Below are 24,338 nucleotides of genomic sequence, written 5' to 3' on the forward strand. Positions count from 1 at the left end.
CTTGTGAAATCAAAGTTAAATTAATTAACTTCTAAATTGCAAGTTAAATTGTTAAAATATATTTTTGATCATGGACTTCAGATCGGCATGCCCTATAAATTTTGGATTAGAACATTTTGGAGATAAATGGTCACTTTTAATTTTACGTGACTTAATGTTCAAAGGAAAGAGGCATTACAATGAATTTCTTAGCGGTCCTGAAAAAGTATCTACCAGTGTGCTTCGCGATAAACTGCGGCTGCTAGAGGAGGGAGGTATTATTTCAAAAGGAGAAGATGAAGTCAAAAAGTCAAGAATTAAATACAGCCTAACGGAAAAAGGGGTTCAGTTGCTGCCACTGATGGTAGAGCTTATCCTATGGAGTGCTCAATATGATCCGGACACCGTAGCCCGTCCTCATTATGTGGAATGGGCCAAACGAGACAGGCAAGATTTAATTGATCAGGAATCCAATAGGTTGAGAGAAGAACACCTTCAAATCAATTCGAATTGATCAATTGCTTAGTGGCTAAGCTAGCAGGAATATTGCCATACGAGTTCATTTTATCGAAAAACTCCTTTAATTCAAAAGGCTCCTTTTTCAACTCTTTTATTTGTGCAAACTCCATCATTGCATTTTCCATGAGATATTTACCAGTGATGTAACTTGTCCCATACCCAGGTTGTCTGAGGTACAAATGCTGTTCAAAAATCAATAGTTCTTTTTCAGTTTTCATCCAACCACGAGGAGTATACTCAGAGTGAATACCACCAGCTTCTTCCATAGTCATGATATTAGCATGTGCATATAAGGAGCCCAAGCCTCTTGCTGCCCGTTGCGCGATTAGTATGTACACGATTTCTCTAACTCTTGGATTATCATCATACAATCCTGCATCCATAAACATCTCCTCTACGGCTGTCGCCATTCCTTCATTTCTTGAATCGAAAATATTGTACAATAGTGGCATCTTTCTTATTGGGCTAGAGTGTGGTTCCGTATCCATTCTGGCCAATTCAAACCAATGATAAAAGTGAGAATATAAAGGCCGCGGATCATGATGAGCCGTAATCCAGAAAAAATGCCTCGTTTCTTCAGGGACAAAAGCTCCTAAATGAGCATTTAAAGCAGGTTTGAAATAGTCCTTCACCGTTACAATGTCTTGCTCATCCAAAAATTTAAGTAAGCTGGCAGCCGACTTTTCAGCGAGAGCGTCATAAGCTTCAGGTGAATCTACCGGCTTAATTTCCGGTAAATTTCTGTTCCGGTGTTCTTCTAATTTCAATGCCGACCATGCTCTGGCTAGCTCTCTTTTAAGCAGCATTACTTCATCATCCCAGGTTAAAGGTACCAAATGCACATTTTGCTGATACCAGGTGTAATCTTCTTTCCCTATTCCTGATGGACCGGTTTTATATTCAGATTGTGATTCTAACCAACTTGCAAAATCGTCTGTAGATTTGATAGCTTCATTAATGGCCGTAACCAACTTCTTGTTTTTACTTACTCCTTCGTATGCCAATAGATTTTTTAATTCAAAACTTTGAGCTTTAATGTCTCTAATTCCGGTCACCCACAGGTCTTTTGCATTACCAGTTAAATTGGTTTGGGCCTGTTCATTTAAAGGAGGAATTACATTTAAATCTTCAATTAATCTGGTTGATTGATCCTTGGTAAGTGGAAAGGTGTATTGCCATAACTCTGTAGTCATGTGATGGGTTGGCCCCTCATGTGCGGGCACATCGCTTCTGTATGTCCATACCGATTTGTAAAAGGCTGGATCACGTACCCATGGCTTTAATATATTATGATTGAAATCATAGCCATTCATTTCAGCCCATACAATTTGCCAATCAACCTTATTGTTTACTGACCATCCGGTTGTGTCTATGGCATTTAATCTAGTCCTCAGCTTTTCAAACTCAGGCCAGCGCTTTTCAAAAGTTTCTTTGGTGTAATCAGGTGCACCCTCTAAAAGTGGAGGTTTTTCAAACTCCCTCCATTCCGCGAAAAGGTTAGCTAGTTGAGAATAGTTATTTTCTTGTGCGAATGCACTAATAGATATGATACAAATTAGAAGAGTAAATAGCATTTTCATGGCATGAATATACACATGAAAATGCTATTTATTGAATGTTAAGCATCAAGCGCAGCCACGCCAGGTAGTACTTTGCCTTCCATGTACTCCAAAAGTGCGCCACCACCGGTAGATACGTAACTCACTTTATCGCCATAGCCTAAATTATTAACGGCTGAAGCTGAATCTCCACCACCAATCAGTGAGAACCCACCGTTTTCAGTTGCTTCAACCACTGCCTTAGCAATATTGTTCGTGCCATTAGAAAACTTCTCCATTTCAAATACACCCATTGGGCCATTCCACAACACAGTCTTAGATTTTTTGATAATATTAGCAAATACTTCGCTAGCCTGCGGCCCGATATCCAGCCCCATCCAGCCGTCAGGAATCCTTGTGTTCGCTACAGTTTGGGTATTTGCATCTGGCGCAAACTTATCGGCAATTACAGAATCGAAAGGTAATTCTAAGTTTACACCTTTTTCTTTGGCCTTTGTTATTAATTCCTTTGCAAGTTCAAGCTTCTCCTCTTCTACCAATGATGATCCTATTTGGCCTCCCATAGCTTTAAAGAAAGTATAAGACATTCCACCACCTATTATTAGATTGTCGACCTTATCTAATAGTCTTTCTATGATTAAAATTTTATCGGAAATTTTAGCTCCACCCATAATGGCAGTGTATGGCTTCTCAGCTTTATCAAGTACTTTCTGAGCATTCTCAATTTCAGCTGCCATCACATAACCACATACCTTTTCAGTGAAGAACTTTGCTACAATACTGGTTGAAGCGTGAGCTCTGTGAGCTGTACCAAATGCATCATTCACATACACATCTCCTAGTTCCGATAGTTTTTTCGCGAACCCTTCATCACCTTTTGTCTCCTCAGTATAGAATCTGAGATTTTCTAAAAGTAAAATCTCACCAGCCTGTAAGCTGCCGGCCAATTGTTTTGCTTCAGCCCCTATACAATCGTTGGCAAATTTTACCTGGGTATTGAACCTTGAGCTCAAGTCATCGACTAAATGCTTTAATGAAAACTTCTCTTCAGGGCCACTTTTTGGTCTACCCAAATGAGACATTAAAATAACAGAGCCACCATCATTGAGAATCTTTTTAATGGTTGGAACGGCCGCTCTTATTCTTGTGTCGTCAGTAATTTCAAATTTGTCATTCAATGGAACATTGAAGTCTACTCTTATAAGTGCTTTTTTGTTCGAAAAGTTAATATTGTCAATTGTATTCATATCAAATTGTTTTAATTCTTTTTAGCTGCGGCTCTCTTTAACCTATCATTTATGGCCATTCCTAATCCATTATTAGGAACCGTTTCTGTGATAATTATATCCAATGGCTGCCGATCTAACCACCTCAAATGAGCAAATAAGTTTTTAGCAGCAGTTTTTATTTCTCCATCGGGAGCTAATGTTTTTGAAAATGGATTTTCATACTCCTTTGTGTATGATAAAATGCCAACAGCCTTACCCGAATGTTCTTTTAGTAATTGATCGATATTTCCAATAACTATAGCAGTTGTTGGACTGTAATGATTAGCCAGCATTCCGGGTGCTTTTGGGTTGCTGCTTGAATTTAATTCAATCGTAACGTTGCCTGCTACTTTTTCTATTTCTTCTACACTTATTCCACCAAGTCTATGTACCGATACTTTACCATTTTCAAAGCCCACGATGGTTGATTCTATTCCTACATGACATTCTCCACCATCTAAAATATAATCGATTTTATCTCCTAGCTGATCGTTCACGTGCTGTGGAGATGTAGGGCTGATATACCCAAATGGATTGGCACTTGGTGCAACCAATGGAAAATCCAATGATGATATAAGTTTTCTTGTAAGAGACTGGTTAGGCAATCTGATGCCAACAGTTTCTAAGCCAGATGTAACCAAATCAGGTATAATAGGTTTACGCTTTAATAAAAGCGTAAGGGGACCGGGCCAAAACTTTGCGGCTAAGCTCTCAGCTACTTCAGGTACATTTTTGGTTAAAGAAAGCGCTTGACCATAACCAGCTACATGTACGATAAGCGGATCGAAACTCGGCCTCTTTTTTACGGAAAAAATTGATGCCACGGCATCGGGATTAAAAGCATTACCGGCCAGACCATAAACTGTTTCTGTGGGTATGGCTACAAGCTTACCCTCGCTTAACAGTTGCTTTGCTTTTAATAAGTCTGTACCTATTTCCGCCATAGATCAAATTAGAACTGCAAACTTATTTAATTTGATGTTAAAAGATCAATTTACAAGAGTTCAAATAGACTTTCGCTTGTAATTATCACTCTTAAACTGAATTTGATATATTTACCAATGTATTAAAAGATTAACTATGAGCAATAAAACGAGATCAGTCTTAAAGTTGGTGGCCATCATTATTGTAGTACTATGTGTGCTAATGAATCTGTCCATTGTTATTATACCGGTATTAGCACCACATGCTTTTTGGATGGTTGTAATCGCTTTTGGTTTATTATTTATTGCTGGTAAATAGCCGTCTTCTCTACCATTCTCATTATCGATCGATTACCTTCAATTAATTGATTGAGCTCTTTCAAAGGAACCCATTTTAACGCTTTCGACTCATGGTTGATAAGTAACGGAACATGATCGACTGCTTGAAAAAGAAAGCGAACATCATAATGCAAATGTTCCGGTATGCCCTTTCGCTCTGGGATGGTATGTATATCAATATCGAAAATATCTTCTGATAAAAGTCTTAGATTACTGAGTCCTGACTCTTCCTTAGCCTCTTTCTTGGCTACTTTAATAATATCAGTTTCACCATCGGCATGGCCGCCTAGCTGCAACCATTTATCTAATTTTCTATGATGGGTGAGAAGAGCTTTATCATAGGTTTGATTAACTATCCATGCAGAACCTGTAATATGACCTTTCAGCAGGGATCGTTCAAAGCAATTCTTGTTATTAGAAATGAACTCCAAAAAATTAGCCCTGAAGAGCTGTTCGTCATTGTCTTCAGGGCTGTAATTATTGATTTTATCTAGCAGGTCCTTTCGGTGCATGCTTATTCTATGATAATAGTCACTTTATTGAGTTTTCCAGCTTCAAGCATATCTGTTTGTACGCCTGCACCTACGTTATTTTTATCACCTTTTTTGGCGTTTACAAAATAAACCTTGGCTTCAAGGTCTTTAAATTTTACATTTCCTTTTTTGTCCGTTATAGCTACTTCCGTCACTGGGTTTTGTTCTTTACGGTAATCTTCTTCAGATCCGAATAGTTGAACAGAAACTCCTTCTTCAATATTACCAAGTTCGTTTCTTACATTAATTTTAATGGATGTATCAAATACTTGGACTTCATTAAACGCAAAGCAAAGACCTATAAAAGCAATGCTGAATAGTTGATATATTTTTTTCATATTTTATTTGTTTAAAGTTTTAAATTCAAAGTTCAATGATTTAAACTAACTTTTAAGATAGAACTTTGAACTTCCAATCATCTAATTAATGTTACTCCACCCCGTTGCTCTTTCACTCCTTCTTCAGGCTTAGCAGCACTTTTGAAATTTACTCTGTAAGCATAAGTGCCACCTGGCAACGGTCTGGATTCTTCGTTATTATAACCACCGTTCCATTCAAAGTCAAGCTGATCTGATTGAAATATCATTTCACCCCAACGGTTGAAAATGAATATCTCAAAATCTTCTTCAGATACAAGAACCGGGAAAACCAGGAAGTTATCGTTTATCCCATCGCCATTAGGACTAAAGGCATTGGGTGCGTTGATTCTTGCCTTACAGTCTTCTATTATTGCAATCTCGGCCACAGTAACACAACCAAAGAAATTCGTAAGTTCTGCTGTGAGAATACCTGTACCCAATACGATAAGTTCGGTTCCATCATCGCTAAATTGATAATCCGCTGTATTTGCTGTTATCTCGTCACCATCTGGTTCAAACCATCGTACAGACTCGAACCCAGAAGGAGGGTTAGGGAATGCAACAGTCTGGTTTTCCACTACAGGGTCATCCGGGCAGATAACGTAGCGAGAATCAAATGGGTTAGGGCTGGGGGAGTTGAATATGACCTGAACCAAAGCAATGTTATCACATATAGTGGCATTATCCCCTTGAGCAGTGACTGTGTAAGCTCCCGCACTATTTACTCTTATTGTATCTGGATCAGTAGGGTCATCACCAATAAATGTTGGTGCCCCAGGGCCACTGACCTGAATGGAAATAGCATTGGTTGAAGAGAAAACAATATCTGCTGGCTGATCATCACAAACGATTACTTCTTCCGGGATAACTAGGTTAGCCAGTGGTGGTGTAGCAATTACTAAATCTGATTCAGAAAGTGTACAATTATCGCCATCAGTTATTTCCAATAAATAAGTTCCTACTGGAACGTCTGCTATAATAAAGTTTCTTGTTGGCTCAGAACCCGATAAAACTACGGAGGAAGTATTCTGATTTCGAACTAAATACCTTGTATCTAACACAGCAGGATTAGTGACGCTAACATCAATTCCACCACCCAGACCTGCACAGTCTGCCCCAATAGCAGAAGCTGTGAGTGTATAAGGGGCAGGATCATTTAAAGTTGTAACCGCTGTTTCTATACAGCCAGTAAGAGCATTAGTGATGGTTACTGTGTAACCTCCGGCTGTAAGACCTGTAACAGGAACAACTATTGGAGCAGTAACTGTATCTGGGCTCACACCCACAGGGCCATTTACCGCATAAACAAAGGTGCCAGCATCTGTTAAATCCAAATCGAACCTACCATCATTACCACCACAGCTCGTTGGGTCAACCACATTTGTAATACTGAAATTAGGCAGTGGGTTTATTACGAAGTTTAACTGGACGGAGTTTACCGGAACATCAAAAGTTGAGCACTCTGGAATAACATCCACAATGGCTGTATATGTACCTGGAGTAGTTATACTGAAGCTAAATTGTCCTTGATCAGTGACTGAGCTTCTTAGTACTTCATTTCCGTTACTATCATTAATACGCCACCTGTATTGCTCCAAAGAACTTGGATTAGCTACTGCAAAATCCAATGGCTCACCTGAACAACCATTAAACACACTTAATAATAGGTTCCCAGGAGAAGTATTAAATTGATTTAAAAAGTTTGGTAAACCTAAGGTAGAAGTTGTTCCACCTGCAAGGGTAAATCCGGATAAGTTATAACCTGCATTTTGTGGCGGGTCTTGGTTCACTGCTTCATCCGGAGTAGTCAATGTTGCTAAGCTTCCAGCGCCATCATTGGCTATATAGATTAAGCCATCTGGTCCTTGTTGCATCGCACCTAAGTCTACACCTGTTTCATCTACAAGCTCTTCTCTCGAGTTTATTATATGGGAAGGGTCTGTAACCTCATTCACAACTGTCGTTGTATCTATTTCCCATCTAAAAATCTTAGTACCAGTGCCCCCTGCATTTCTTAAAGTAGCAAAAAGTTTGTTCTCATCTGGTGAAAACTCTATTCCATATAACTGACCTGTTTCAGGCGCTAAATCTAATGTAACGGGACGTGTAACCGCACCTGTAGAATCAACAAACTGGAAGAGTTCTACATAATTTTCATTATTGGAAATGGAAAGAGCAACGGCCAATCTGCTTGATGTAGAGAGCTTCATGTAACCTTGCCCAGCAGTAGCACTGGTTGAAGGATGCACACTACCGACATTCGAGACTACAGCATTTCCAATTCCAACTCCTGTGATAGGGTAGGCTCTGAAGTTGTTGTTGCCAAATTCATGCACAATCACCCAGTTTTGATTTCCAGTAATACGCTCAGTATTCCCGTTGTACAATTTTGTCATGGCAATGTCGCCATTTGTGTTTCTAACTAAATCGCCCAACCCTGATCTTTCTTTAAGATCAAAAACAGTATAAACCAATTCATATTCAAACTCACCGGACTCACTATAAATTTGTCGAGTTAGAAATACGTAGTAAAGAGTTGCGTCTCCCGGTGCAGGTACGATGAGTGAAGATTGTGTTGAACCTTCAGAGCCACCAATATCCGTTGCGAATTCATTACCTTCTCTGTCGTACATGGACTCACCATCTGTATAGAAAATCGGGTTACCATTGTCATCGCAATAGATAGCACAGCCTTCGGGCGTTTGCATTTGGTTACCACCATTGTAAACATTAGGGTCTCCAAACGGAATAGGAACAATAGGCCCTGGTGGATTTTCAGATATAGGATTAAAATCTATTCCAGCGTTATTCCCAAAATACCAGATAAACGCTCTTTGTTCAATTGCTCGGTATTCCACTACCTGCAATGGTGCGTATGCCTCACATCCATTGGGGTCAGTACCAACTACATAGTAGTTTCCTGGTTCTGAAATTGTTGTTGTCGCACCATCTGTATCCTGGTTTGACCATCTAAAAGTTACAGAGGCAGCATTTGATCCGGAAGCCTGTGCTGTATAAGTTGCAGGAAAGTCTTCGGCACATAAAGTATCTATCTGAGGGAACCCTGCTATTTGAATATCAAAATCGGTCATGTTAATAGTCTTCGTTACGCTGCTTGCCACTCCATTGCTAAAAGCAACAAGCGTAACATCAAACGGGCCACCTGCGGCATATGTATTTACCGGGGTTAATAGCCTGGAAAAATTCCCATCACCAAAATCCCAAGCTACACTATCGGCAGGGGGATCAATAACTGGAAAGAACAGTGTTGGAACATTCGCACAGATTCCTGCAAAATCAAAATCAAGAATGGTCATGGGGTCATATTGAGGTAGAAATGCAGGAAACTGTCGTGCAGCGTAATTTGCATTTCCAATAGGCGTTGGGTCATATAATGTCTGAGCTACGGTTGTGTCTGGGTCATTTATTCTTCCTACCCTAAACTGACCGCTTGCTGCTTGATATAAGTGGTATATTGTACTGTCTGGCCCCATTTGCAAGCCAAAGCTTCTTGAAAGGTTTTGCCCGGATACAGGCCTTAATCTTGGCGGAGTATCAGTGAAATTAATTTGCATTAAAGAATCTGTAGGGTCTCCAAAATTACCCGATAGATAAAGGATGTCTCCATTATTATTCCACTCTGTATCGTAAATATTATATAATTCACCACTAACATTTGTGTTGGCAATGGTAGAAGCTAACGCAAGATTTCCATTAGTTCGATCAATAGTTAAAATGGCTACTTCTTCAGCAGGGTTTGCTGGAGCCACGGCTATCTGGTTTGTAGCACTATTAAAGGAAAAGTTAGCTACCGATGTAGGTGCACCTACTACAGCTTGTGTGTTTGTTGAAATTGCTCCGGTATTGTCGATGGCCGTTATATTGTAAGTATCAGCAGTTTCATCATATGTTAATAGCCAAAAGCCATCTAGTACATCATTTGGAATAACTATCATTCCCTCAGACAAAGAACCGGAAGGTAAATTAGCTATGTCATTTATCGGAGTTACTAGGTTTCCCTGGCCGGGAGCCGGAAATCCAGGGGTGAGGCCACTATTCTGACTTCGATCAAAAACAGACCTTCTAATCTGTGATCCATCATTCGTAAATATATAGTACTGCAAGGAATCTGCCGGGTTAGCACATATTACAACTCCTTGATTAAGTGTGTTGTTTCCAATTAAATTTGGAGAAAGGGCATTAGCAAAAGGATCAAAAACGGTGATTCCATCTGTATAAAAGAGAAGGGCACCTGAAACAGGATCTGTCGCCACTGCACTACCACCTGTACCTAAAGGGTTTGGCAGATTTACATTCTCAGTGGTTAAGTTGGGTCTAACAAATCGGAAATTTCTATTATTACTGCCAAAAAACCAGTTGAGGCCGGAGTAACCCTGCGCTAAAACTTGTCCTAAACTACCAACTACAAACACTAAGAGCAGAATACCTCTGCGTAATTTTTGATTGAGCATGCCCACAAATGATTTTTCTATATTTAACTGATTTAGTTGGTTCCGATTGTTTAGTTGTACATTAATTTTTTAACAACTCCAATTACTAAATTATACAATAAACGGTAAAATGCCGTTATAGCGTTCGAGTAACTTAGTTTATCCAGTGAGACAATTCCATTGTTCCATGGCCTTTGGCTGACAAAAGCGCAGCTTTGCCAGGATAAATTCTTACTAATTTTCATCTTAATGATGAGTTTTCCTTCATTAACTAACCCAATTAGGGTGAGTTAGTAAGGGATTATTTTAAATGTTACTCATGTTTTTAATAATTAAGACTTATTTTGCTATTTAGAGCAAAAAAACAGACCAATACCTATGGTTAAAAGCGTAGCTGTTTTCTTAGTATGTATGCTGTCCTTATCGTTAAAGGTAACTGGACAAGACCCCCAATTTTCGCAATTTTACTCTGCACCCCTTTACTTAAACCCTGCATTTGCAGGTGCTACCCAGCAATCACGTGTTGGAATAAATTACCGTAATCAATGGCCTTCAATCGAGGCAAATTTCGTAACATTTTCGGCCTACTATGATACCTATTTGGAGGATATGAACAGTGGCGTAGGGTTTTTAATTATGCGAGATACAGAGGGGCAGGCAGGATTAAAATCTACAATGGTAGGAATTCAATATGCATATCAACTTTATTTAACGGAGTGGCTAACCTTCAGGCCTGGAGTGCAAGTAGGGTTTTACAATAGAAACGTAAACTTCGCTGATCTCACTTTTGGTGATCAGTTTAACCCTGATACTGGAGAGATTGAAAACCCATCAGCAGAAACCTTTGGTAACCTTTCTAAGAATTTCTTCGATTTATCTTTTGGTGGAGTTCTTTATACAAAAAACGCATGGTTTGGTACAACCGTCAATCACATAAATACCCCGAATCAGGCTTTTGAAGATAGTGCTGATCCTAAAGAGTTACCAATAAAAACGTCATTTCATGGGGGCTATAAAATCTTATTTAAGCCCGGGGTGATGGGTACAGGGATGTTTGCCAGGCCGCAGGAAAGAAGTTTGACTCCAACATTTCAATACAAATCTCAGGGCGAGTTTGATCAATTAGACCTAGGCCTTTACCTCACCATAGAGCCATTGATTTTTGGAACATGGTATAGAGGCTTGCCTACTAAGTCGTTAGAAGGATTTAATAATAACGAATCGATAGTTTTTCTGGTAGGCTTTACGAAACAGGGTAAAGACGATGCACTGAACATCGGCTACAGTTACGATTATACAATTTCGCAGTTAGGAGCAGGCAGTGGAGGAGCACATGAAGTATCCATATCTTATTCATGGTCTAACCGGGATCCGCGTAAGCCACCTAAGCATGTAATGCAAATTCCTTGTCCGGATTTTTAATAAAGCAGAAGTATGGGAAGAAAAAACGATTGGAAACGAAGAGATGGAGTAGTTTATTCAACCAGCGATAACTACGATTATAACTACGAAGGTGATGAACAACAAGAAACACTATCTCCCAACGAACAAAACCTTAAAGTACTTTTAGATAAAAAAGCGCGAGGAGGTAAACAGGTAACGTTAATTGAAGGGTTTGTTGGCTCTGAAGATGACCTGAAAGATCTTGGTAAATTATTAAAATCGAAGTGTGGCGTTGGGGGTTCCGCCAAGAATGGTGAAATACTTATTCAAGGAGACCACAGACAAAAAGTAGTGGAGATTCTACAAAAAGAAGGGTACAGAGCGAAAAAATCAGGCGGTTGAGTTGTCAGGTTCAGTCGTTTAATATCTCATTTCAGTCAGCCAAAAGTCAGGTGCATCTAATATATATGTCCGCTAAGCTCTCTTTTTCAGTTATTAGCAGTATGGAAATGATTGACAGCATAATTGAATTTGTAGAAAGAAAGAGGAAAAACATTCTTCTATTCATAGGTTTGGTAGTTGCACTTCTTATAGCTACCACCAATTTGATCGCTCAAAATACTGAAGGCTACATGTATGGTAAGGTCTATACGAGAGATAATCAGTATGAAGGGCAAATTAGATGGGGAGATGAAGAGGCCTACTGGCATGATCATTTCAACGCAGCTAAAATAGAAAACCCTTACGGCAGGGATCTAGATCGATACAGAGAGAAAAATAAAGACTCGTGGAGAGACATCGACTGGAGAATATCTTCTATTTGGGAAGACAAAGCTCAAACAGTACATCAAATAAGCTTACAGTTCGGTGATATTCAGGAGATTAGAAACTATGGTGGAGATCGTGTAACTGTTAAGCTCAAAAATGGTGAGGAGTATAAGGTGAGTGGCCGTGGTTATAATGATGTGGGTACAGAAATACAAGTTATTGATGCTGAGTTAGGTAAAATAGGCATTAATTGGGACAGGATGGAAAAAGTGGAATTTCTGCCAACCCCTAAAAACTTAAAAGATGGATTTGGAAAGCCATTATATGGCAAAGTAGAAACGTATAGAAAAGGTACTTTTGAAGGTTTCATAGAATGGGATCATGACGAGCGTTTTTCATCGGAAAAGTTAGATGGGGATACACGGGATGGAGATGTTTCCATCGCTTTTGGCAACATTAAATCTATAGAAAGAAGAGGCAGTGGTAGTGTTGTAAATATTAAATCAGGACGTGAGTTATACATGACTGGTTCGAATGATGTGAATGACGGAAACCGAGGTATTCTTATTGCAGTTGATGGAATTGGTAAAATCGATGTTTCCTGGAGGGATTTTGTAAGGGTTGATTTTGAAGAAGCTAAAAGTACAGGACAACCTTACTCAAATTATACTACACCTAGAGGATTAAAAGGTAAAGTATTGAAATACAGGGGTGGTGAGGTCTCCGGTAAAATAGTGTTCGACTTGGATGAAACGTTAGAAGTTGAATTGTTAGAAGGAAAGGATGATGAAATTGAATATAAAATACCATTCAGAAACATCAAGAGTATCACTCCCAAAAACTATAATTTCTCAACAGTGGTATTAAGAAATGGCAAAGAACTTCTATTAGGAGATCAGCGCGATGTTTCAGCTGATAATTCCGGCTTGCTTATATATACTGATGGGAGCAGCACGCCTGAGTACGTAGAATGGAAGAATGTTACTGAAATTGTCTTTGAATAGCCTATTTTAGTAATTGAGGAAACACAGTCCATTGAAAAAATTTTACTATATCTTAATAATCGTTACCTGCTTAGTAGCAATAATAGGCGGGTATCTTTATTACACGGATGCTCCGCTAGATGTGTATTATACGATAGGCTGGATGTTAGCCGTTCTGGCACTTTTAATTGGAGGTAATGGGCTTATTTCTTACCTATTCGACAAGAAGCTGCCCTGGCTGAGGTTTGGAGCGAGAAGATTGATAGCTCATCTTTTTTTAGGTGTAATCTATTCATTGATTATTATTAATGTTGCTTATCTGGCTTTTAAACTGTTGTTAACCAATGAGCCACCTACTGATGTTCAGCTGGCAGTAACCAACGCATATGGAATTGTAATTTTCATACCGCTATTCTCTATTTACTTCAGTTTCCATTTTTTAAAATCGTGGCAAAAGTCAGAATTACAAACTGAACAGTTCAAAAAAGAAACACTCAAGTTTCAACTGGATAATCTGAAGAGTCATTTAGACCCACATTTTTTATTCAATAATCTCAATATCCTTTCATCACTTATCGATTATAGCCCAAAAGAGTCGAAGGTATTTTTGGATAAATTCGTAGATGTCTACCGGTCTATCCTTAAAACTAAAGATGAAGACCTCATTGAATTACGAGATGAGATGGAAGTAATTGATTCATACATCTATTTGCTAAAAACAAGATTTGAAGAAAATGTACAGTTTGAGTTGAACGTACAGAAAACAGCATTATCCAAAATGCTCCCTCCGTTAACTATTCAAATGCTTCTGGAAAATGCGATAAAGCATAACGTCATTAGCGAAAAGCGACCGCTCAGGATATCTATTAAATCAGAAGATGATTATCTCATTGTAAATAATACACTTCACCTGAAGCCTAAAGAGCTGGTGGATGAAAATGGTAGTGGAATTGAAAATATTAAAAAGAGATATAGCCATTTCACCAATTCAGAAGTTATTGCTGACAAAACGGAAACTGAATTTACGGTGAAGGTACCTTTGCTGGAATTAGAAACTATATAGAATCATGAGAGTAGTAATCATCGAAGACGAATCATTAGCAGGTAAGAAAATTGAAAGCTTACTTTCAGAAATTGATTCTACCATTGAGGTACTTACTACCCTGAAATCTGTTGAAGGTGCTTTGGAATGGTTTAATGAGAACCCTAATCCTGATTTGGTGATTAGCGATATCCGATTACTTGATGGTATCAGCTTCGAAATCTTTGATCAGATCGATTATTCTAATCCAGTGATTTTTACAACGGCCTATGATCAATATGCAATTAAGGCATTTGATGTAAACAGTGTGGATTATTTGTTGAAGCCGGTGCAAAAAGAAAAGTTGGAAAAGGCGCTAGGCAAGATCAAAAATAATCAACCAGCCAATGTCCCGTTTGATGAGTTGATCGCTGCCATCCAAAACCAACAGAAGGAGTATAAATCGAGGTTTATGATTAAAACAGGACAAAAAATATTAGCTGTACCTGTTGATAAGATTGCTTATTTTTTCAGTCAGAATAAACTCACCTATATTGTTGCGCAGGATGGCAAAAAATATCCGTATGATCAAACATTGGAAGAAGTAGATCAACAGGTTGATCCCAAATTATTTTTTAGAGCCAATAGAAAATACATTACCAGATTCTCAGCCATCAGCGAGATACACCCTTATTTTAAAGGAAGGATCAAGATAAATCTAACACCGGAAGCTGATGATGAAATTGTAATAAGCTCCGAACGTACACCAGAGTTTAAGAAGTGGTTGGATCAGTGATTTTTCTTCTAAATTACTGAATATTTTAAAGGAATAAGGACTTTAATGGGTACTGCAACACCCCTTTGGAAAGCAGGGTACCATCTAGGCATAATTGACAGGAGGCGCTCAACTTCATTTTTGATCTCATTCTTATCCCCATCCCCATTAACTATTATTTGATCTTGTTTTACAAGACCATTTTCATCAATTTTAATCACTATGTAAATCACACCAGCTGCGGATTGAGTAATAATTGATTTAGGATATCTAAAATTGATACCAAAGAATGCTTTTAGGTTTTCCAAACCCTCTGGAAACTCTGCGAAATCCTCAATTATATTAATTTCTTTACTAGTGTAGCTATCAATTTTGTCGTTGAGATTTTTGTTGAAGGTATCTTCCTTTTGGGTTTTGAATTCACTAGGGCCAGAATAACTAGATAATCCTATGTCTATTACTTCCATCTGGTACGTGGCTTTATTTAATTCAATATTTTGTACTTTCTTTTTTGAATTAAGTACAATATTTAACTTTTGGTAGGTAAGATGAGAAAGAACTAATTGTGCTTTATTCTCTTTTAAATCCAAGTGGAATTCTCCATTAGAGTTTGTGATTGTTCCGTTTGTCGTTCCAGCTATAACGATATTCACGTTTTTAATTGCTTCACCTGTTTCTTTGTCTAAAACTCTCCCATGAATTTTATTTTGTGTGAAAGCACTTGTTGAAAGTGTAAAGGCAAAAAATATAAATAGAATTATCCTCATTATTAATGATTTATAATTTGGCTAAAATAAATGACTTAATGGAATGATTAACCAAGATGAGTTAATTATTCAGTTCTCCTTATTCCCGATTCAGTAGTATCATAGTCCGACTCATCAGGTTTCTATATTAATGTGTGGTTAAGCTTCTCATATTTGAGTCATCAATGGCACTTTCAATGTCATAAACTCAAAACAACAAAAGGTCAAAAAACAACAAATGATTATGAAAACGACTAACAACATTCTCGCTCTGGTTCTTGTGTTTTTAGCTTCTGTAGCTACGGCACAAGACCAGGGGTTTATTTATGGAAAGGTTACTACCATAGATGGTAAAACTTTTGAAGGCCCAATCAGATGGGGAAAAGAAGAAGCATACTGGACGGACATGTTCAATGCAGCCAAAGAAGAAAACAACAATCTAAAATATCTATCCAGAGATGAGATGGATCAATTGGAGGAGCGCTACTATCGTTCTCACACAAGTTGGGGCGAAAGATGGGGCGACCGTTGGGAACATAAATTTGGAAACTGGTTCAACGTAAATTGGGATGACAACAATAATAAGCATCAGCATCAGTTTGTTTGCCAGTTTGGCGATTTAAAATCGGTGAGACCCACTGGTAGAGAAAGAGCTGAAGTGGTACTTCAAAACGGTCAAAAATTTGAAGTAGATGGTCAAGGTTATAATGATGTAGCTACTGATGTTAAAATCAGAGATAAAGAAATAGGTGAAATTAAACTAGACTGGTCAAGAATCGATATAGTGGAGTTTATGAGTACACCATCAAAACTTAACGACAAATTTGGTGAACCACTATACGGCACGGTAGAAACTTATGGAGGAACATTTACAGGTTTCGTGCAGTGGGATCATGACGAAAGAGTGAGCACTGACAAGCTGGACGGAGACACTGAAGATGGAGATGTTTCAATTGAGTTCGGCAATTTAAAGTCGATTGAAAGAGAAGGATTTAGAAGCGTTGTAGTGCTTAAGTCAGGTCGTGAAATGGAGTTAAGGGGCAGCAACGATGTAAATTCTGATAATAGAGGTATTGTTGTAACCAGCGAAAAACTAGGTAGGGTGGATATTCCTTGGAGAGAATTCAAGAAAGTAACTTTTATTTCAGTGAATGAAAAACCTAAGTCTTACGATAGCTTCAAAGATCAGAATGAGATTACAGGTACTGTCAAAACTACAGATGGTCAAACCTTAAAAGGAAAATTAATATTTGATCTTGATGAGGAGTACAACTATGAAGTAGTTCAGGGCATGAATGATGATATAGAGTATGTAATACCATTTAGAAGCATTAGTAAAATTGCTCCTAAAAATTATGATAACAGTAGTATCACACTAAAAAATGGTGAGACTTTTAATCTTGGTGAATCACAAGATGTAACGGATAAGAATACAGGAATCTTAGTGTTCCAAGATAAGAACAACCCCACTTACATTGTTTGGGAAAAAGTGGAGGAAGTTTCATTCAACTAGTAAACTAAGCAGTAAAAACTTAAAAGGTATCCGCCAGCTGGCGGATACCTTTTTTGATTTAAAAAAATAAAGCCTTTTGTAATAAATGATAGAAAAGTTGAGTTAACTTGGATGGCATTAAATTATACACTAGCTAATGGCCACTACTTTTCTTATTTATATTGTCATTGCGGCCGTTGGATTATGGCTTTTCTTCTATATTTTCCCTATCAATCTGTGGATAACAGCCCTTTTCTCCGGAGTAAGCGTAAATCTCTTTGATCTGGTATTTATGAGGTTCAGAAAAGTGCCTCCAGGGTTGATTGTTAACTCTATGATTACAGCTACAAAAGCTGGTTTAACCGGGGTCACTACTAATTTATTGGAAACCCATTTTCTTGCTCATGGTAATTTAACTGCAGTAATAAAAGCTCTCATAGTGGCGGATAAAGCCCAATTGAATCTTTCCTTTAAACAAGCTACTGCTATTGATTTGGCAGGTAGAGATGTGCTTAATGCAGTGCAGGTTTCTGTAACGCCATATGTGGTTATTGTGCCTTCAATTACAGGTGTATCAATTGATGGAATTCAATTAATTGCTGAAGCAAGAGTAACTGTGAGAACGAATTTACAGAGGTTAGTAGGAGGTGCAGGCGAAGAAACGATTAAAGCCAGAGTAGGGCAAGGTATTATTTCTTGTATAGGTACTACCAAAAGCTATTTAGAAGTATTGGAAAATCCTGAAAGTATTTCAAAAGCAGTTTTAGCGAATGGTTTGGATGCTGGTACAGCTTATGAAATATTGTCAATTGATATAGCTGATATTAATATTGGTCATAACATTGGTGCGGGCTTACAAATAGATCAGGCAATAGCCGACTTGAAAATTGCCAAGGCTAAAGCAGAAGAAAAAAGAGCAATGGCTGTGGCACTTGAGCAAGAGTGGATTGCCAAAGTACAGGAAGCAAAAGCACTCGTAATTGAAGCAGAGGCGTTGGTGCCTCAAGCAATGTCTCAAGCATTTAGAAATGGGACTCTATTTGCTCCACCAAAGCCTCTTACTCCGAGTAAGAAGAAGTAAGGCTAAAGGTATTAGCGTCAAATAACCCTTTATCACTTAATTTAAGCTCAGGAATAACTAACAGAGCGCAGAATGACAATGTCATAAAAGGTGAGGTTAGACTCGTGCCTAGCCCTTTAGCAGCTTTGTCAATTTCCTCATAGTGTTTGGTTACTTCGTAACCATCTTTTGCGGACATAATGCCGGCCATGGGGAGTTCAAGAATTTTGCTATTCTCTCCATCGGCTAAAGAAATTCCACCTTTAGCTTCAATTATCAAATTAACTGCTTTGCAAATGTCTGTGTCATTGGTTCCTACGGCTACAATGTTATGACTGTCATGTGCGACACAGGAAGCTATGGCACCTTTTTTTAATCCGACATTTTTAATAAAACTTACTGCTGGTGGAGCGCCATTATATCTATTTACCACCACAATTTTAAGTATGTCATTGGTGATGTCAGGTTGAAGATTTCGATTTATCGATTTCAATTCTGAAGTGGCGGCCTTTGTAATGAGTTGTCCGTCATCTACCACAATTACCTTTACACAATTTGATTCGTCTTTTAATTGAATTTGAACTTCTGAAATAGGCGAACAATGAAAATTATTTAGGTTTTCCTCCTTTATAGAAGAAAACTCGGACGTGCCATTTTTGGCAACTTCAACTCCATCAATGTATGTCGACAAAACATTGAAGTCTTTGAGATTATCAACTATACAAAAGTCAGCTTTGTTACCAGTTTGGAGCAGGCCAATATCCATTTTATAATGGTTAACTGGATTGTAGGATGCTGCCCTTAAGACATTAAACAAATCACAACCCTTGGCAATAGCCCTAGCTGCTAGTTTATTAATGTGACCAACTACCAAATCGTTTGGGTGCTTGTCGTCAGAGCAAAGCATGACCATTTCAGGGTATTCATCAATCAATTCCCATAAAGCTTCAAAATTTTTAGCCGCACTTCCTTCACGAATGATAATTTTCATCCCATGTTGGAGTTTGTCCAGAGCTTCTTCTTTTGTAAAACACTCATGATCGGTTGAAATACCTGCCGAGATATACTTTTTAGCATCTTCACCTCTAAGCCCTGGGGCATGCCCATCAATCAGTTTATTGTGCTTTTTAGCGATGGCTATTTTATCCATTACCGTAGAATCGGTATGTAGAACGCCTGGATAATTCATCATTTCTGCCAAATAGTTCACGTTTGGCCATGAGAAAATCTCCTCAATATCACTCGCAGTAATTTCAGCTCCGGCTGTTTCAAAGGTTGTTGCCGGAACACAAGAGGGTGCACCGAAGTAAAATTTAAATGGTGTTTTAGCTCCATTATCAATCATGAATCTAACACCATCCTTACCGAGGACATTGCCAATTTCATGTGGGTCGGAGATGGTGCCAACTGTTCCATGGCAAACGGCCAACCTAGCAAATTCTGAAGGGATGAGCATGGAACTTTCAACGTGTACATGAGCGTCTACAAAGCCTGGAATGATAAACTGAGAAAATTCTTCGTCAACTTTTTGGATGTGAGTGATAAAACCATCTTCTACGGCCAACTCGCCATTGAAAATGGTTTTATTAATAATGTCTACAACCTTTCCTTTGATTATCTTCATTCAGTGAAAGTAAGCCTTATCTATTGATCATTAAACCATTCTTTGAAGCTATTTACTTTCTCACGACTGACAATAACTTCTCTATCTAAATCTATTTTAGTAAATACTTTTAGCCTGCTGTTGGAGAAAACAACAACATCGGTGATGGCCTCAATATTTAAAATGAAAGAGCGATTGGCCCGATAAAAATCTTTCGGGTCTAACATATCATCCAGTTCTTCTAGTTTATAGTCTATGATAAACTTCCTGTTCTCGTTAGTAACCAAATAAACATCTCTACCTTCAGCATAGAACAGAGCTACATCTTTGGTGGCCACAGACCGAATATGTTCACCCAGCTTAACCATAAACCTTGTCTTGAATGTTTTCTGTTGGAGTTGAGCAAGAACTTCATTCAAATTAACATGAGATTGGCTGCCTGGTAAATTTGCCTTTAAGTTTTTTAGTTTATTAATGGAACTCTCCAGGTCCTGATAGGTAATTGGTTTTAAGAGATAATCAATACTATTTACTTTAAAAGCCTCTAATGCGTATTCATCAAAAGCAGTGGTGAATATTACGGGTTTGTATACTTTTAGTTGATTAAATATTTCGAAGCTTTTTCCATCTAAAAGCTGAATATCCATGAATATTATGTCAATACTATCCTGATTGCCTTTTAACCACTCTACACTATCCGATACTTTTTGAAGAATATTAATGACCGAAACAGGTTCAGGTAACCTTTGAAGGTAGCGCTCAAGCTTTTCAGCTGCTGGTTTTTCGTCTTCTATAATTACTGCCTGCATTATTCCTCAATGGTCTCTTTTTCTGAAGAGACGTTAATTTCTACTTCTAACAAAGGTATTTTAAAATAATTTATGCCATAAGCGATAATCTCTATCACGGGCTTATCGCTGTATATGGTATAAGATTCTTCCAGGCTTCGCTTAAAATTTGATTGAGATTGATTCAGCCGCTCATTGGTTTTATGTTCAACAACAAGGTATTTTTCTTCTCTGTCAAATAAAATTTTGATTGCCAGAGGTGAATCGCTGGAAATAATGGTGCTTCGGATAATATTTTCGATTAGGTTGGGCAAAGTACCCGGAATAATCAACGTCTCTTTGATATTTTCGTCTAATTCCTCAGTAATTGAAATGGCATTTTGATGTTTGCTTTGAAGCAGATAAACGATAGAATTTGCCGCTTTCAGGTCTGCTTCAATGGTTACAAATTCCACTTTTCTATGGCTCAAAATATAGCGGTAAACAAGAGATAATTGATCGATATAGTCCTCCGTTTCTTCAACATTTTTGTGAGCAAGTGTTATCAATGTTTCTAGGCTATCATATAAAAGATCCGGATTTACTTCATTCTTAAATTGATTGAATTCACTTTCCAATGTTTCTGTCAATAACCTCTCTTCTAACAGTCGGTTTTTATTCTGCTTATGCAAATAAATTTGACTCACAAAAAGTAGATTATAAAGCAGACTGAAGAAACCAAACGTAGTGTTGAATATGAGAAGCTGATTATCCGCAATGCTAAATTCCAGCACATAATTGAAATAAGCAGAAACGCTAATAGTAGTTATAGCCACTCCTATGAGTGTGCTGGTAATAATGAAAAGAAGAATATTATTAATAAATTTTTCAAAAGTGAAAGAGAATAGTCTCAATGCTTCAAGAACCAGGTAGGCCATGCCGATACATACGTACACTTCTTGTCCAATGAATATGTCACTGAGGTTGCTAACCTCATTATTCAACAATAGAATTAATAAGTAAATAACTATACCAGTTAATGGCGGTATTAGCAGCCGGAAGAAACCGTTATAGATTATCAACTTCTTCATCAGGTTATTTTTTCATGGTTTTTAACTACTGGCAATGCAACAGAATACTTTGCATCGTCAATGATTCTGATTTTATCCTTGGTAAGGTATTCATATCTCTTTTTAATATTACTCAGCCCCACTTGGAATGATTTAATAGCTGATGGGACTGTAGTTTTCGTATTAATGACATTCAGGTATGTGTTGTCAGTAGCACCTATATAGATATATAATGGCTCAGATTCGGTAATTACATTGTGTTTTACAGCATTTTCAACTAACAGTTGAAGCGTGATGGGTGGAATTTTAGAATCCATTATATTGTCCGGAATATTAATTTCAAGTTTTAGGTTACTTTGAAACCGAACCTGAAGTAGGTAATTATAGGATTTTACAAAATCCACTTCTTCCTTTAACAAAACATACTTTTTCGTATTGTTTTTAAGGATGTATTGATATGTATTTGCCAATCTCCTAATAAAGTCTTCTGCTAGGTTAGCATCTTTAAATACAAGGGAAGATATCGTATTCAGACTGTTAAATAAATAATGTGGACTCAATTGGCTTTTGAGCGTGTCAAATTGTAATTCTAGATAATTGCGCTGTGCTTTTGCACTTTCCACTTGAGAATAGGTGTAATGGAAATATGAGTAAAAGGCAAAATTGAATATGGTAAATATTACCACTGAAATAAGGAGTATGATTGAAAGTTTACTCAGAAAGTCGGTATTTACTTTCATCGCATTCATCAACTCACTTTCAAATAGCCCGAATTGTTTTGACAATACCCCAACTACTAATACAACCAAATAGGTAACAGCAATATTCAAAAACAAACCAGCTGTGAGCCTCGAAGATAAATTACTCACCCAGCTAATTCGCTTATCTAATAGTTTGTTGCCGTATACGAGAGCTACCCCTATCAGATTAGCATTTACAATAAAATACACAAGCCACAGGTAAGTATGCCTGAGATCGGGAATGTTGGCTGTTTCACTATAATGTAAAAAGTAGAATACAGCAGTACCACTAATTGTGCTTGCAAGCAAGCTAATTTTTAGCTTATTAACGAGTGTCACGAGTGAGTTGAGTGGTAATTGCATGCCTGGTTTAAATTAGTCATAATTCTTATGACTGTGAAGCCTGGCATGCTGGGTTGTTATTAAGAGTTAGTCGATAGCCTTTACAGTTCTACCATAGTAAGTGTCTGAACTAATTGATTTTGCAGCACTACGGTAAGCAGATTTCACATCTTCGTCAGAATTTCTTACCTGACTTGCTAAAGATTGCAAAGCTTCAGAAGCGTAATAATCACTATCTATACTTTCACAGGCTCTTATCAATTCAATGAGTGCTGCTTTATCATAGCGAGTGTTTTTTGCACCGTCTTTTATCACCTCGCAGGCATAATTGGAAGAACCCATATTGCTAATTGTGTTGGCCACTTCTTTTATCGCTTCGAGAGTAAGCTCTTGTTTCTTAAGCATGTTAGAGAGTACGGCTGCCTTGTAATAATCTGAACTCATGTGTTCGTCTAGTAACTCGGCTACAGTTTTGGCAGTTATACCTTTTATTTTGTTATTCAACATTTCTTCAAATACTTCAGCCATGTAGTAATCCGAATTAATGTTGCCAATTGCATTTACAATGGAGTTGAAAGATTTGTCAGATAAACCTCTTGTTTTCATTGCTTTACTCAACACCTGGGCCTGATAATAGTCAGAACCGATGTCATCAGTAGAAGCTATGATTAAGCTGATTCGGTAGTCGTTAAGATCACGCATATCAAGTGCTTCTTCTAATACCGTAGCATGATAATAGTCTGAGCCTATATTTTTAGAAGCCTCTACAATCTTGGCCAGAATTTCATCTGTTAGTTCTACCTCTTTTATAGCTCCTGTGTAAATAGTAGAGGCATAATAGTCGCTATCTATTCTTGAAGCAGCTTCAAAATAGGCAAAACTCAATTCTTTGTCTTTGATAAACCTATCGGCAACATCCTTCAATAAAGAAGACTTATAATAATCGGAGGAAATTTCTTTGCAGAGCTCAACAAGGCTGTTCTTCAGCTGGTCTTTGGTGAGATCCTTTTTACTTAGGAGGATTTTTCCATATACGTTTTGAACGTGATTGCCATCAAGCCTAGAAATTTCATTCATTACGGCTCTTACGCCACCTTGATTGAAATAGCGATTTATCCTATCCTCAGCGGCAATTGGGCTTGATCTAACAATATCAGGTAGAATTTCAGCTAACCAGTTTTTACCATCTGGTTCGAACGCTACGCGTTGTCTACCTTCGTAATATTCCTTAACCAGCTTTCCTTCCTTTTTTTCGATAACAATGGCGCGCTTACTTCCAAAGGTTGTTTTGCTGATTTCCAAATAGCCACCTGCCGAGATGTCTGTCACATCGGTGTCATTACTATTTACTTTAATTTCGCCCCTATATTCGAGTTCGAAACTTTTTAAGCCGCTAAATGACACAGACTTAGAGTGGTACTTTCCACTCTTAGCATCTGCATCATATTTTTCGGACTCATGAATTGTTAATTGCCCATAACTCTGGTTGACCGCCAGAATTAAAACAAGACCTATTAATTTGAGTTTTTGACCTATTGTATTCATGTTGTTATTGTTGTTTTCTCTTATTACGAAACAATTATCTCACTATGTTTCTACACTTTATAATTAGATGTATTGAATTGTAGAATTAATGTAGTGAATTGTAGCTGACTTAC

The 24,338-nt window shown here is 37.8% G+C and carries 21 protein-coding genes; 9 read left to right on the forward strand and 12 right to left on the reverse strand.

Annotated features, from left to right (window positions below; translation table 11 throughout):
• Window positions 1-70: 70 nt before the first annotated feature.
• Window positions 71-493, forward strand: a complete 423-nt coding sequence (locus tag JR347_RS10025) for a winged helix-turn-helix transcriptional regulator (protein WP_205720471.1) — start codon at window positions 71-73, stop codon at window positions 491-493.
• Here the strand turns inward: JR347_RS10025 and JR347_RS10030 are convergent.
• From JR347_RS10030 to JR347_RS10040, 3 genes are read right to left on the reverse strand one after another with little or no spacing between them, the layout of a single operon-like run.
• Window positions 480-2,078 carry a hypothetical protein gene (locus JR347_RS10030; protein WP_205720472.1) on the reverse strand — a complete coding sequence of 533 codons (1,599 nt, stop codon included), beginning with the start codon at window positions 2,076-2,078 and terminating at the stop codon, window positions 480-482. The two genes, JR347_RS10025 and JR347_RS10030, sit on opposite strands and share 14 nt — an antisense overlap.
• A gap of 38 nt (window positions 2,079-2,116) precedes the next feature.
• Entirely contained in the window at window positions 2,117-3,304 is a 1,188-nt protein-coding gene (locus tag JR347_RS10035; protein ID WP_205720473.1) for a phosphoglycerate kinase, read from the reverse strand.
• Window positions 3,305-3,315: 11 nt separating this feature from the next.
• Window positions 3,316-4,269 carry an L-threonylcarbamoyladenylate synthase gene (locus JR347_RS10040; RefSeq protein ID WP_205720474.1) on the reverse strand — a complete coding sequence of 318 codons (954 nt, stop codon included), beginning with the start codon at window positions 4,267-4,269 and terminating at the stop codon, window positions 3,316-3,318.
• Between the two features lie 136 nt (window positions 4,270-4,405).
• On the opposite strand from JR347_RS10040, the gene JR347_RS10045 reads away from it, so the two are divergent.
• Window positions 4,406-4,567: a hypothetical protein gene (locus JR347_RS10045; RefSeq protein ID WP_205720475.1), complete on the forward strand. Its 162-nt coding sequence runs from the start codon at window positions 4,406-4,408 to the stop codon at window positions 4,565-4,567.
• On the opposite strand, the gene JR347_RS10050 is transcribed toward JR347_RS10045, so the two are convergent.
• From JR347_RS10050 to JR347_RS10060, 3 genes are all read right to left on the reverse strand, one after another.
• A complete protein-coding gene (locus tag JR347_RS10050) occupies window positions 4,551-5,099 on the reverse strand; it encodes an NUDIX hydrolase (protein WP_205720476.1) in 549 nt (182 codons plus the stop codon). The two genes, JR347_RS10045 and JR347_RS10050, sit on opposite strands and share 17 nt — an antisense overlap.
• A 2-nt stretch (window positions 5,100-5,101) precedes the next feature.
• Window positions 5,102-5,458: a carboxypeptidase regulatory-like domain-containing protein gene (locus tag JR347_RS10055; RefSeq protein WP_235689630.1), complete on the reverse strand. Its 357-nt coding sequence runs from the start codon at window positions 5,456-5,458 to the stop codon at window positions 5,102-5,104.
• Window positions 5,459-5,535: 77 nt separating this feature from the next.
• Window positions 5,536-9,951 (reverse strand): T9SS type B sorting domain-containing protein, encoded by a 4,416-nt coding sequence (locus tag JR347_RS10060; RefSeq protein WP_205720477.1) that lies wholly within the window; start codon window positions 9,949-9,951, stop codon window positions 5,536-5,538.
• A gap of 357 nt (window positions 9,952-10,308) precedes the next feature.
• Here JR347_RS10060 and JR347_RS10065 point away from each other — a divergent pair, with 357 nt between their 5' ends.
• The 5 genes from JR347_RS10065 (at window position 10,309) to JR347_RS10085 (ending at window position 14,881) form a co-directional block, all read left to right on the forward strand.
• Window positions 10,309-11,352 carry a PorP/SprF family type IX secretion system membrane protein gene (locus tag JR347_RS10065; protein ID WP_205720478.1) on the forward strand — a complete coding sequence of 348 codons (1,044 nt, stop codon included), beginning with the start codon at window positions 10,309-10,311 and terminating at the stop codon, window positions 11,350-11,352.
• Window positions 11,353-11,364: 12 nt separating this feature from the next.
• Window positions 11,365-11,715: a translation initiation factor gene (locus JR347_RS10070; RefSeq protein WP_205720479.1), complete on the forward strand. Its 351-nt coding sequence runs from the start codon at window positions 11,365-11,367 to the stop codon at window positions 11,713-11,715.
• A 107-nt stretch (window positions 11,716-11,822) separates the two neighbouring features.
• Window positions 11,823-13,085: a hypothetical protein gene (locus JR347_RS10075; protein WP_205720480.1), complete on the forward strand. Its 1,263-nt coding sequence runs from the start codon at window positions 11,823-11,825 to the stop codon at window positions 13,083-13,085.
• A gap of 31 nt (window positions 13,086-13,116) precedes the next feature.
• Window positions 13,117-14,127 (forward strand): sensor histidine kinase, encoded by a 1,011-nt coding sequence (locus JR347_RS10080; protein WP_205720481.1) that lies wholly within the window; start codon window positions 13,117-13,119, stop codon window positions 14,125-14,127.
• 4 nt (window positions 14,128-14,131) lie between these two features.
• Window positions 14,132-14,881, forward strand: coding sequence for a LytR/AlgR family response regulator transcription factor (locus JR347_RS10085; RefSeq protein WP_205720482.1), 750 nt, complete (start codon window positions 14,132-14,134; stop codon window positions 14,879-14,881).
• An 8-nt stretch (window positions 14,882-14,889) separates the two neighbouring features.
• Here the strand turns inward: JR347_RS10085 and JR347_RS10090 are convergent, their stop codons facing one another.
• Window positions 14,890-15,627: a carboxypeptidase-like regulatory domain-containing protein gene (locus tag JR347_RS10090; protein WP_205720483.1), complete on the reverse strand. Its 738-nt coding sequence runs from the start codon at window positions 15,625-15,627 to the stop codon at window positions 14,890-14,892.
• A gap of 223 nt (window positions 15,628-15,850) precedes the next feature.
• Here JR347_RS10090 and JR347_RS10095 point away from each other — a divergent pair, with 223 nt between their 5' ends.
• Complete coding sequence (locus JR347_RS10095; protein WP_205720484.1) at window positions 15,851-17,119, forward strand: hypothetical protein; 1,269 nt, start codon at window positions 15,851-15,853, stop codon at window positions 17,117-17,119.
• 136 nt (window positions 17,120-17,255) lie between these two features.
• Window positions 17,256-18,179: a flotillin-like protein FloA gene (gene floA, locus JR347_RS10100; RefSeq protein WP_205720485.1), complete on the forward strand. Its 924-nt coding sequence runs from the start codon at window positions 17,256-17,258 to the stop codon at window positions 18,177-18,179.
• Here the strand turns inward: floA and ade are convergent.
• The 5 genes from ade to JR347_RS10125 form a co-directional block, all read right to left on the reverse strand.
• A complete protein-coding gene (gene ade, locus JR347_RS10105; protein WP_205720486.1) occupies window positions 18,157-19,782 on the reverse strand; it encodes an adenine deaminase in 1,626 nt (541 codons plus the stop codon). The two genes, floA and ade, sit on opposite strands and share 23 nt — an antisense overlap.
• Window positions 19,783-19,802: 20 nt before the next feature.
• Window positions 19,803-20,570 carry a LytR/AlgR family response regulator transcription factor gene (locus JR347_RS10110; protein WP_205720487.1) on the reverse strand — a complete coding sequence of 256 codons (768 nt, stop codon included), beginning with the start codon at window positions 20,568-20,570 and terminating at the stop codon, window positions 19,803-19,805.
• Entirely contained in the window at window positions 20,570-21,619 is a 1,050-nt protein-coding gene (locus JR347_RS10115; protein ID WP_205720488.1) for a histidine kinase, read from the reverse strand. Before JR347_RS10115 ends, JR347_RS10110 begins: the two co-directional genes overlap by 1 nt.
• Window positions 21,619-22,701, reverse strand: coding sequence for a sensor histidine kinase (locus JR347_RS10120; protein WP_205720489.1), 1,083 nt, complete (start codon window positions 22,699-22,701; stop codon window positions 21,619-21,621). The genes JR347_RS10115 and JR347_RS10120 overlap by 1 nt, the downstream gene beginning before the upstream one ends.
• A gap of 66 nt (window positions 22,702-22,767) precedes the next feature.
• Window positions 22,768-24,225 (reverse strand): hypothetical protein, encoded by a 1,458-nt coding sequence (locus JR347_RS10125; protein WP_205720490.1) that lies wholly within the window; start codon window positions 24,223-24,225, stop codon window positions 22,768-22,770.
• Window positions 24,226-24,338: the final 113 nt, after the last annotated feature.

The organism is Fulvivirga lutea, assembly GCF_017068455.1.
GTDB lineage: Bacteria > Bacteroidota > Bacteroidia > Cytophagales > Cyclobacteriaceae > Fulvivirga > Fulvivirga lutea.

Coding starts and splice junctions, on each gene's coding strand:
- JR347_RS10110 (WP_205720487.1), bottom strand. CDS start 20,570: ATGCAGGCAGTAATTATAGAAGACGAAAAACCAGCAGCTGAAAAGCTT.
- JR347_RS10115 (WP_205720488.1), bottom strand. CDS start 21,619: ATGAAGAAGTTGATAATCTATAACGGTTTCTTCCGGCTGCTAATACCG.
- JR347_RS10095 (WP_205720484.1), top strand. CDS start 15,851: ATGAAAACGACTAACAACATTCTCGCTCTGGTTCTTGTGTTTTTAGCT.
- JR347_RS10030 (WP_205720472.1), bottom strand. CDS start 2,078: ATGAAAATGCTATTTACTCTTCTAATTTGTATCATATCTATTAGTGCA.
- JR347_RS10055 (WP_235689630.1), bottom strand. CDS start 5,458: ATGAAAAAAATATATCAACTATTCAGCATTGCTTTTATAGGTCTTTGC.
- JR347_RS10125 (WP_205720490.1), bottom strand. CDS start 24,225: ATGAATACAATAGGTCAAAAACTCAAATTAATAGGTCTTGTTTTAATT.
- JR347_RS10040 (WP_205720474.1), bottom strand. CDS start 4,269: ATGGCGGAAATAGGTACAGACTTATTAAAAGCAAAGCAACTGTTAAGC.
- JR347_RS10050 (WP_205720476.1), bottom strand. CDS start 5,099: ATGCACCGAAAGGACCTGCTAGATAAAATCAATAATTACAGCCCTGAA.
- JR347_RS10060 (WP_205720477.1), bottom strand. CDS start 9,951: ATGCTCAATCAAAAATTACGCAGAGGTATTCTGCTCTTAGTGTTTGTA.
- ade (WP_205720486.1), bottom strand. CDS start 19,782: ATGAAGATAATCAAAGGAAAGGTTGTAGACATTATTAATAAAACCATT.
- JR347_RS10045 (WP_205720475.1), top strand. CDS start 4,406: ATGAGCAATAAAACGAGATCAGTCTTAAAGTTGGTGGCCATCATTATT.
- JR347_RS10035 (WP_205720473.1), bottom strand. CDS start 3,304: ATGAATACAATTGACAATATTAACTTTTCGAACAAAAAAGCACTTATA.
- JR347_RS10090 (WP_205720483.1), bottom strand. CDS start 15,627: ATGAGGATAATTCTATTTATATTTTTTGCCTTTACACTTTCAACAAGT.
- JR347_RS10120 (WP_205720489.1), bottom strand. CDS start 22,701: ATGCAATTACCACTCAACTCACTCGTGACACTCGTTAATAAGCTAAAA.
- JR347_RS10070 (WP_205720479.1), top strand. CDS start 11,365: ATGGGAAGAAAAAACGATTGGAAACGAAGAGATGGAGTAGTTTATTCA.
- JR347_RS10085 (WP_205720482.1), top strand. CDS start 14,132: ATGAGAGTAGTAATCATCGAAGACGAATCATTAGCAGGTAAGAAAATT.
- JR347_RS10025 (WP_205720471.1), top strand. CDS start 71: ATGGACTTCAGATCGGCATGCCCTATAAATTTTGGATTAGAACATTTT.
- JR347_RS10065 (WP_205720478.1), top strand. CDS start 10,309: ATGGTTAAAAGCGTAGCTGTTTTCTTAGTATGTATGCTGTCCTTATCG.
- floA (WP_205720485.1), top strand. CDS start 17,256: ATGGCCACTACTTTTCTTATTTATATTGTCATTGCGGCCGTTGGATTA.
- JR347_RS10075 (WP_205720480.1), top strand. CDS start 11,823: ATGATTGACAGCATAATTGAATTTGTAGAAAGAAAGAGGAAAAACATT.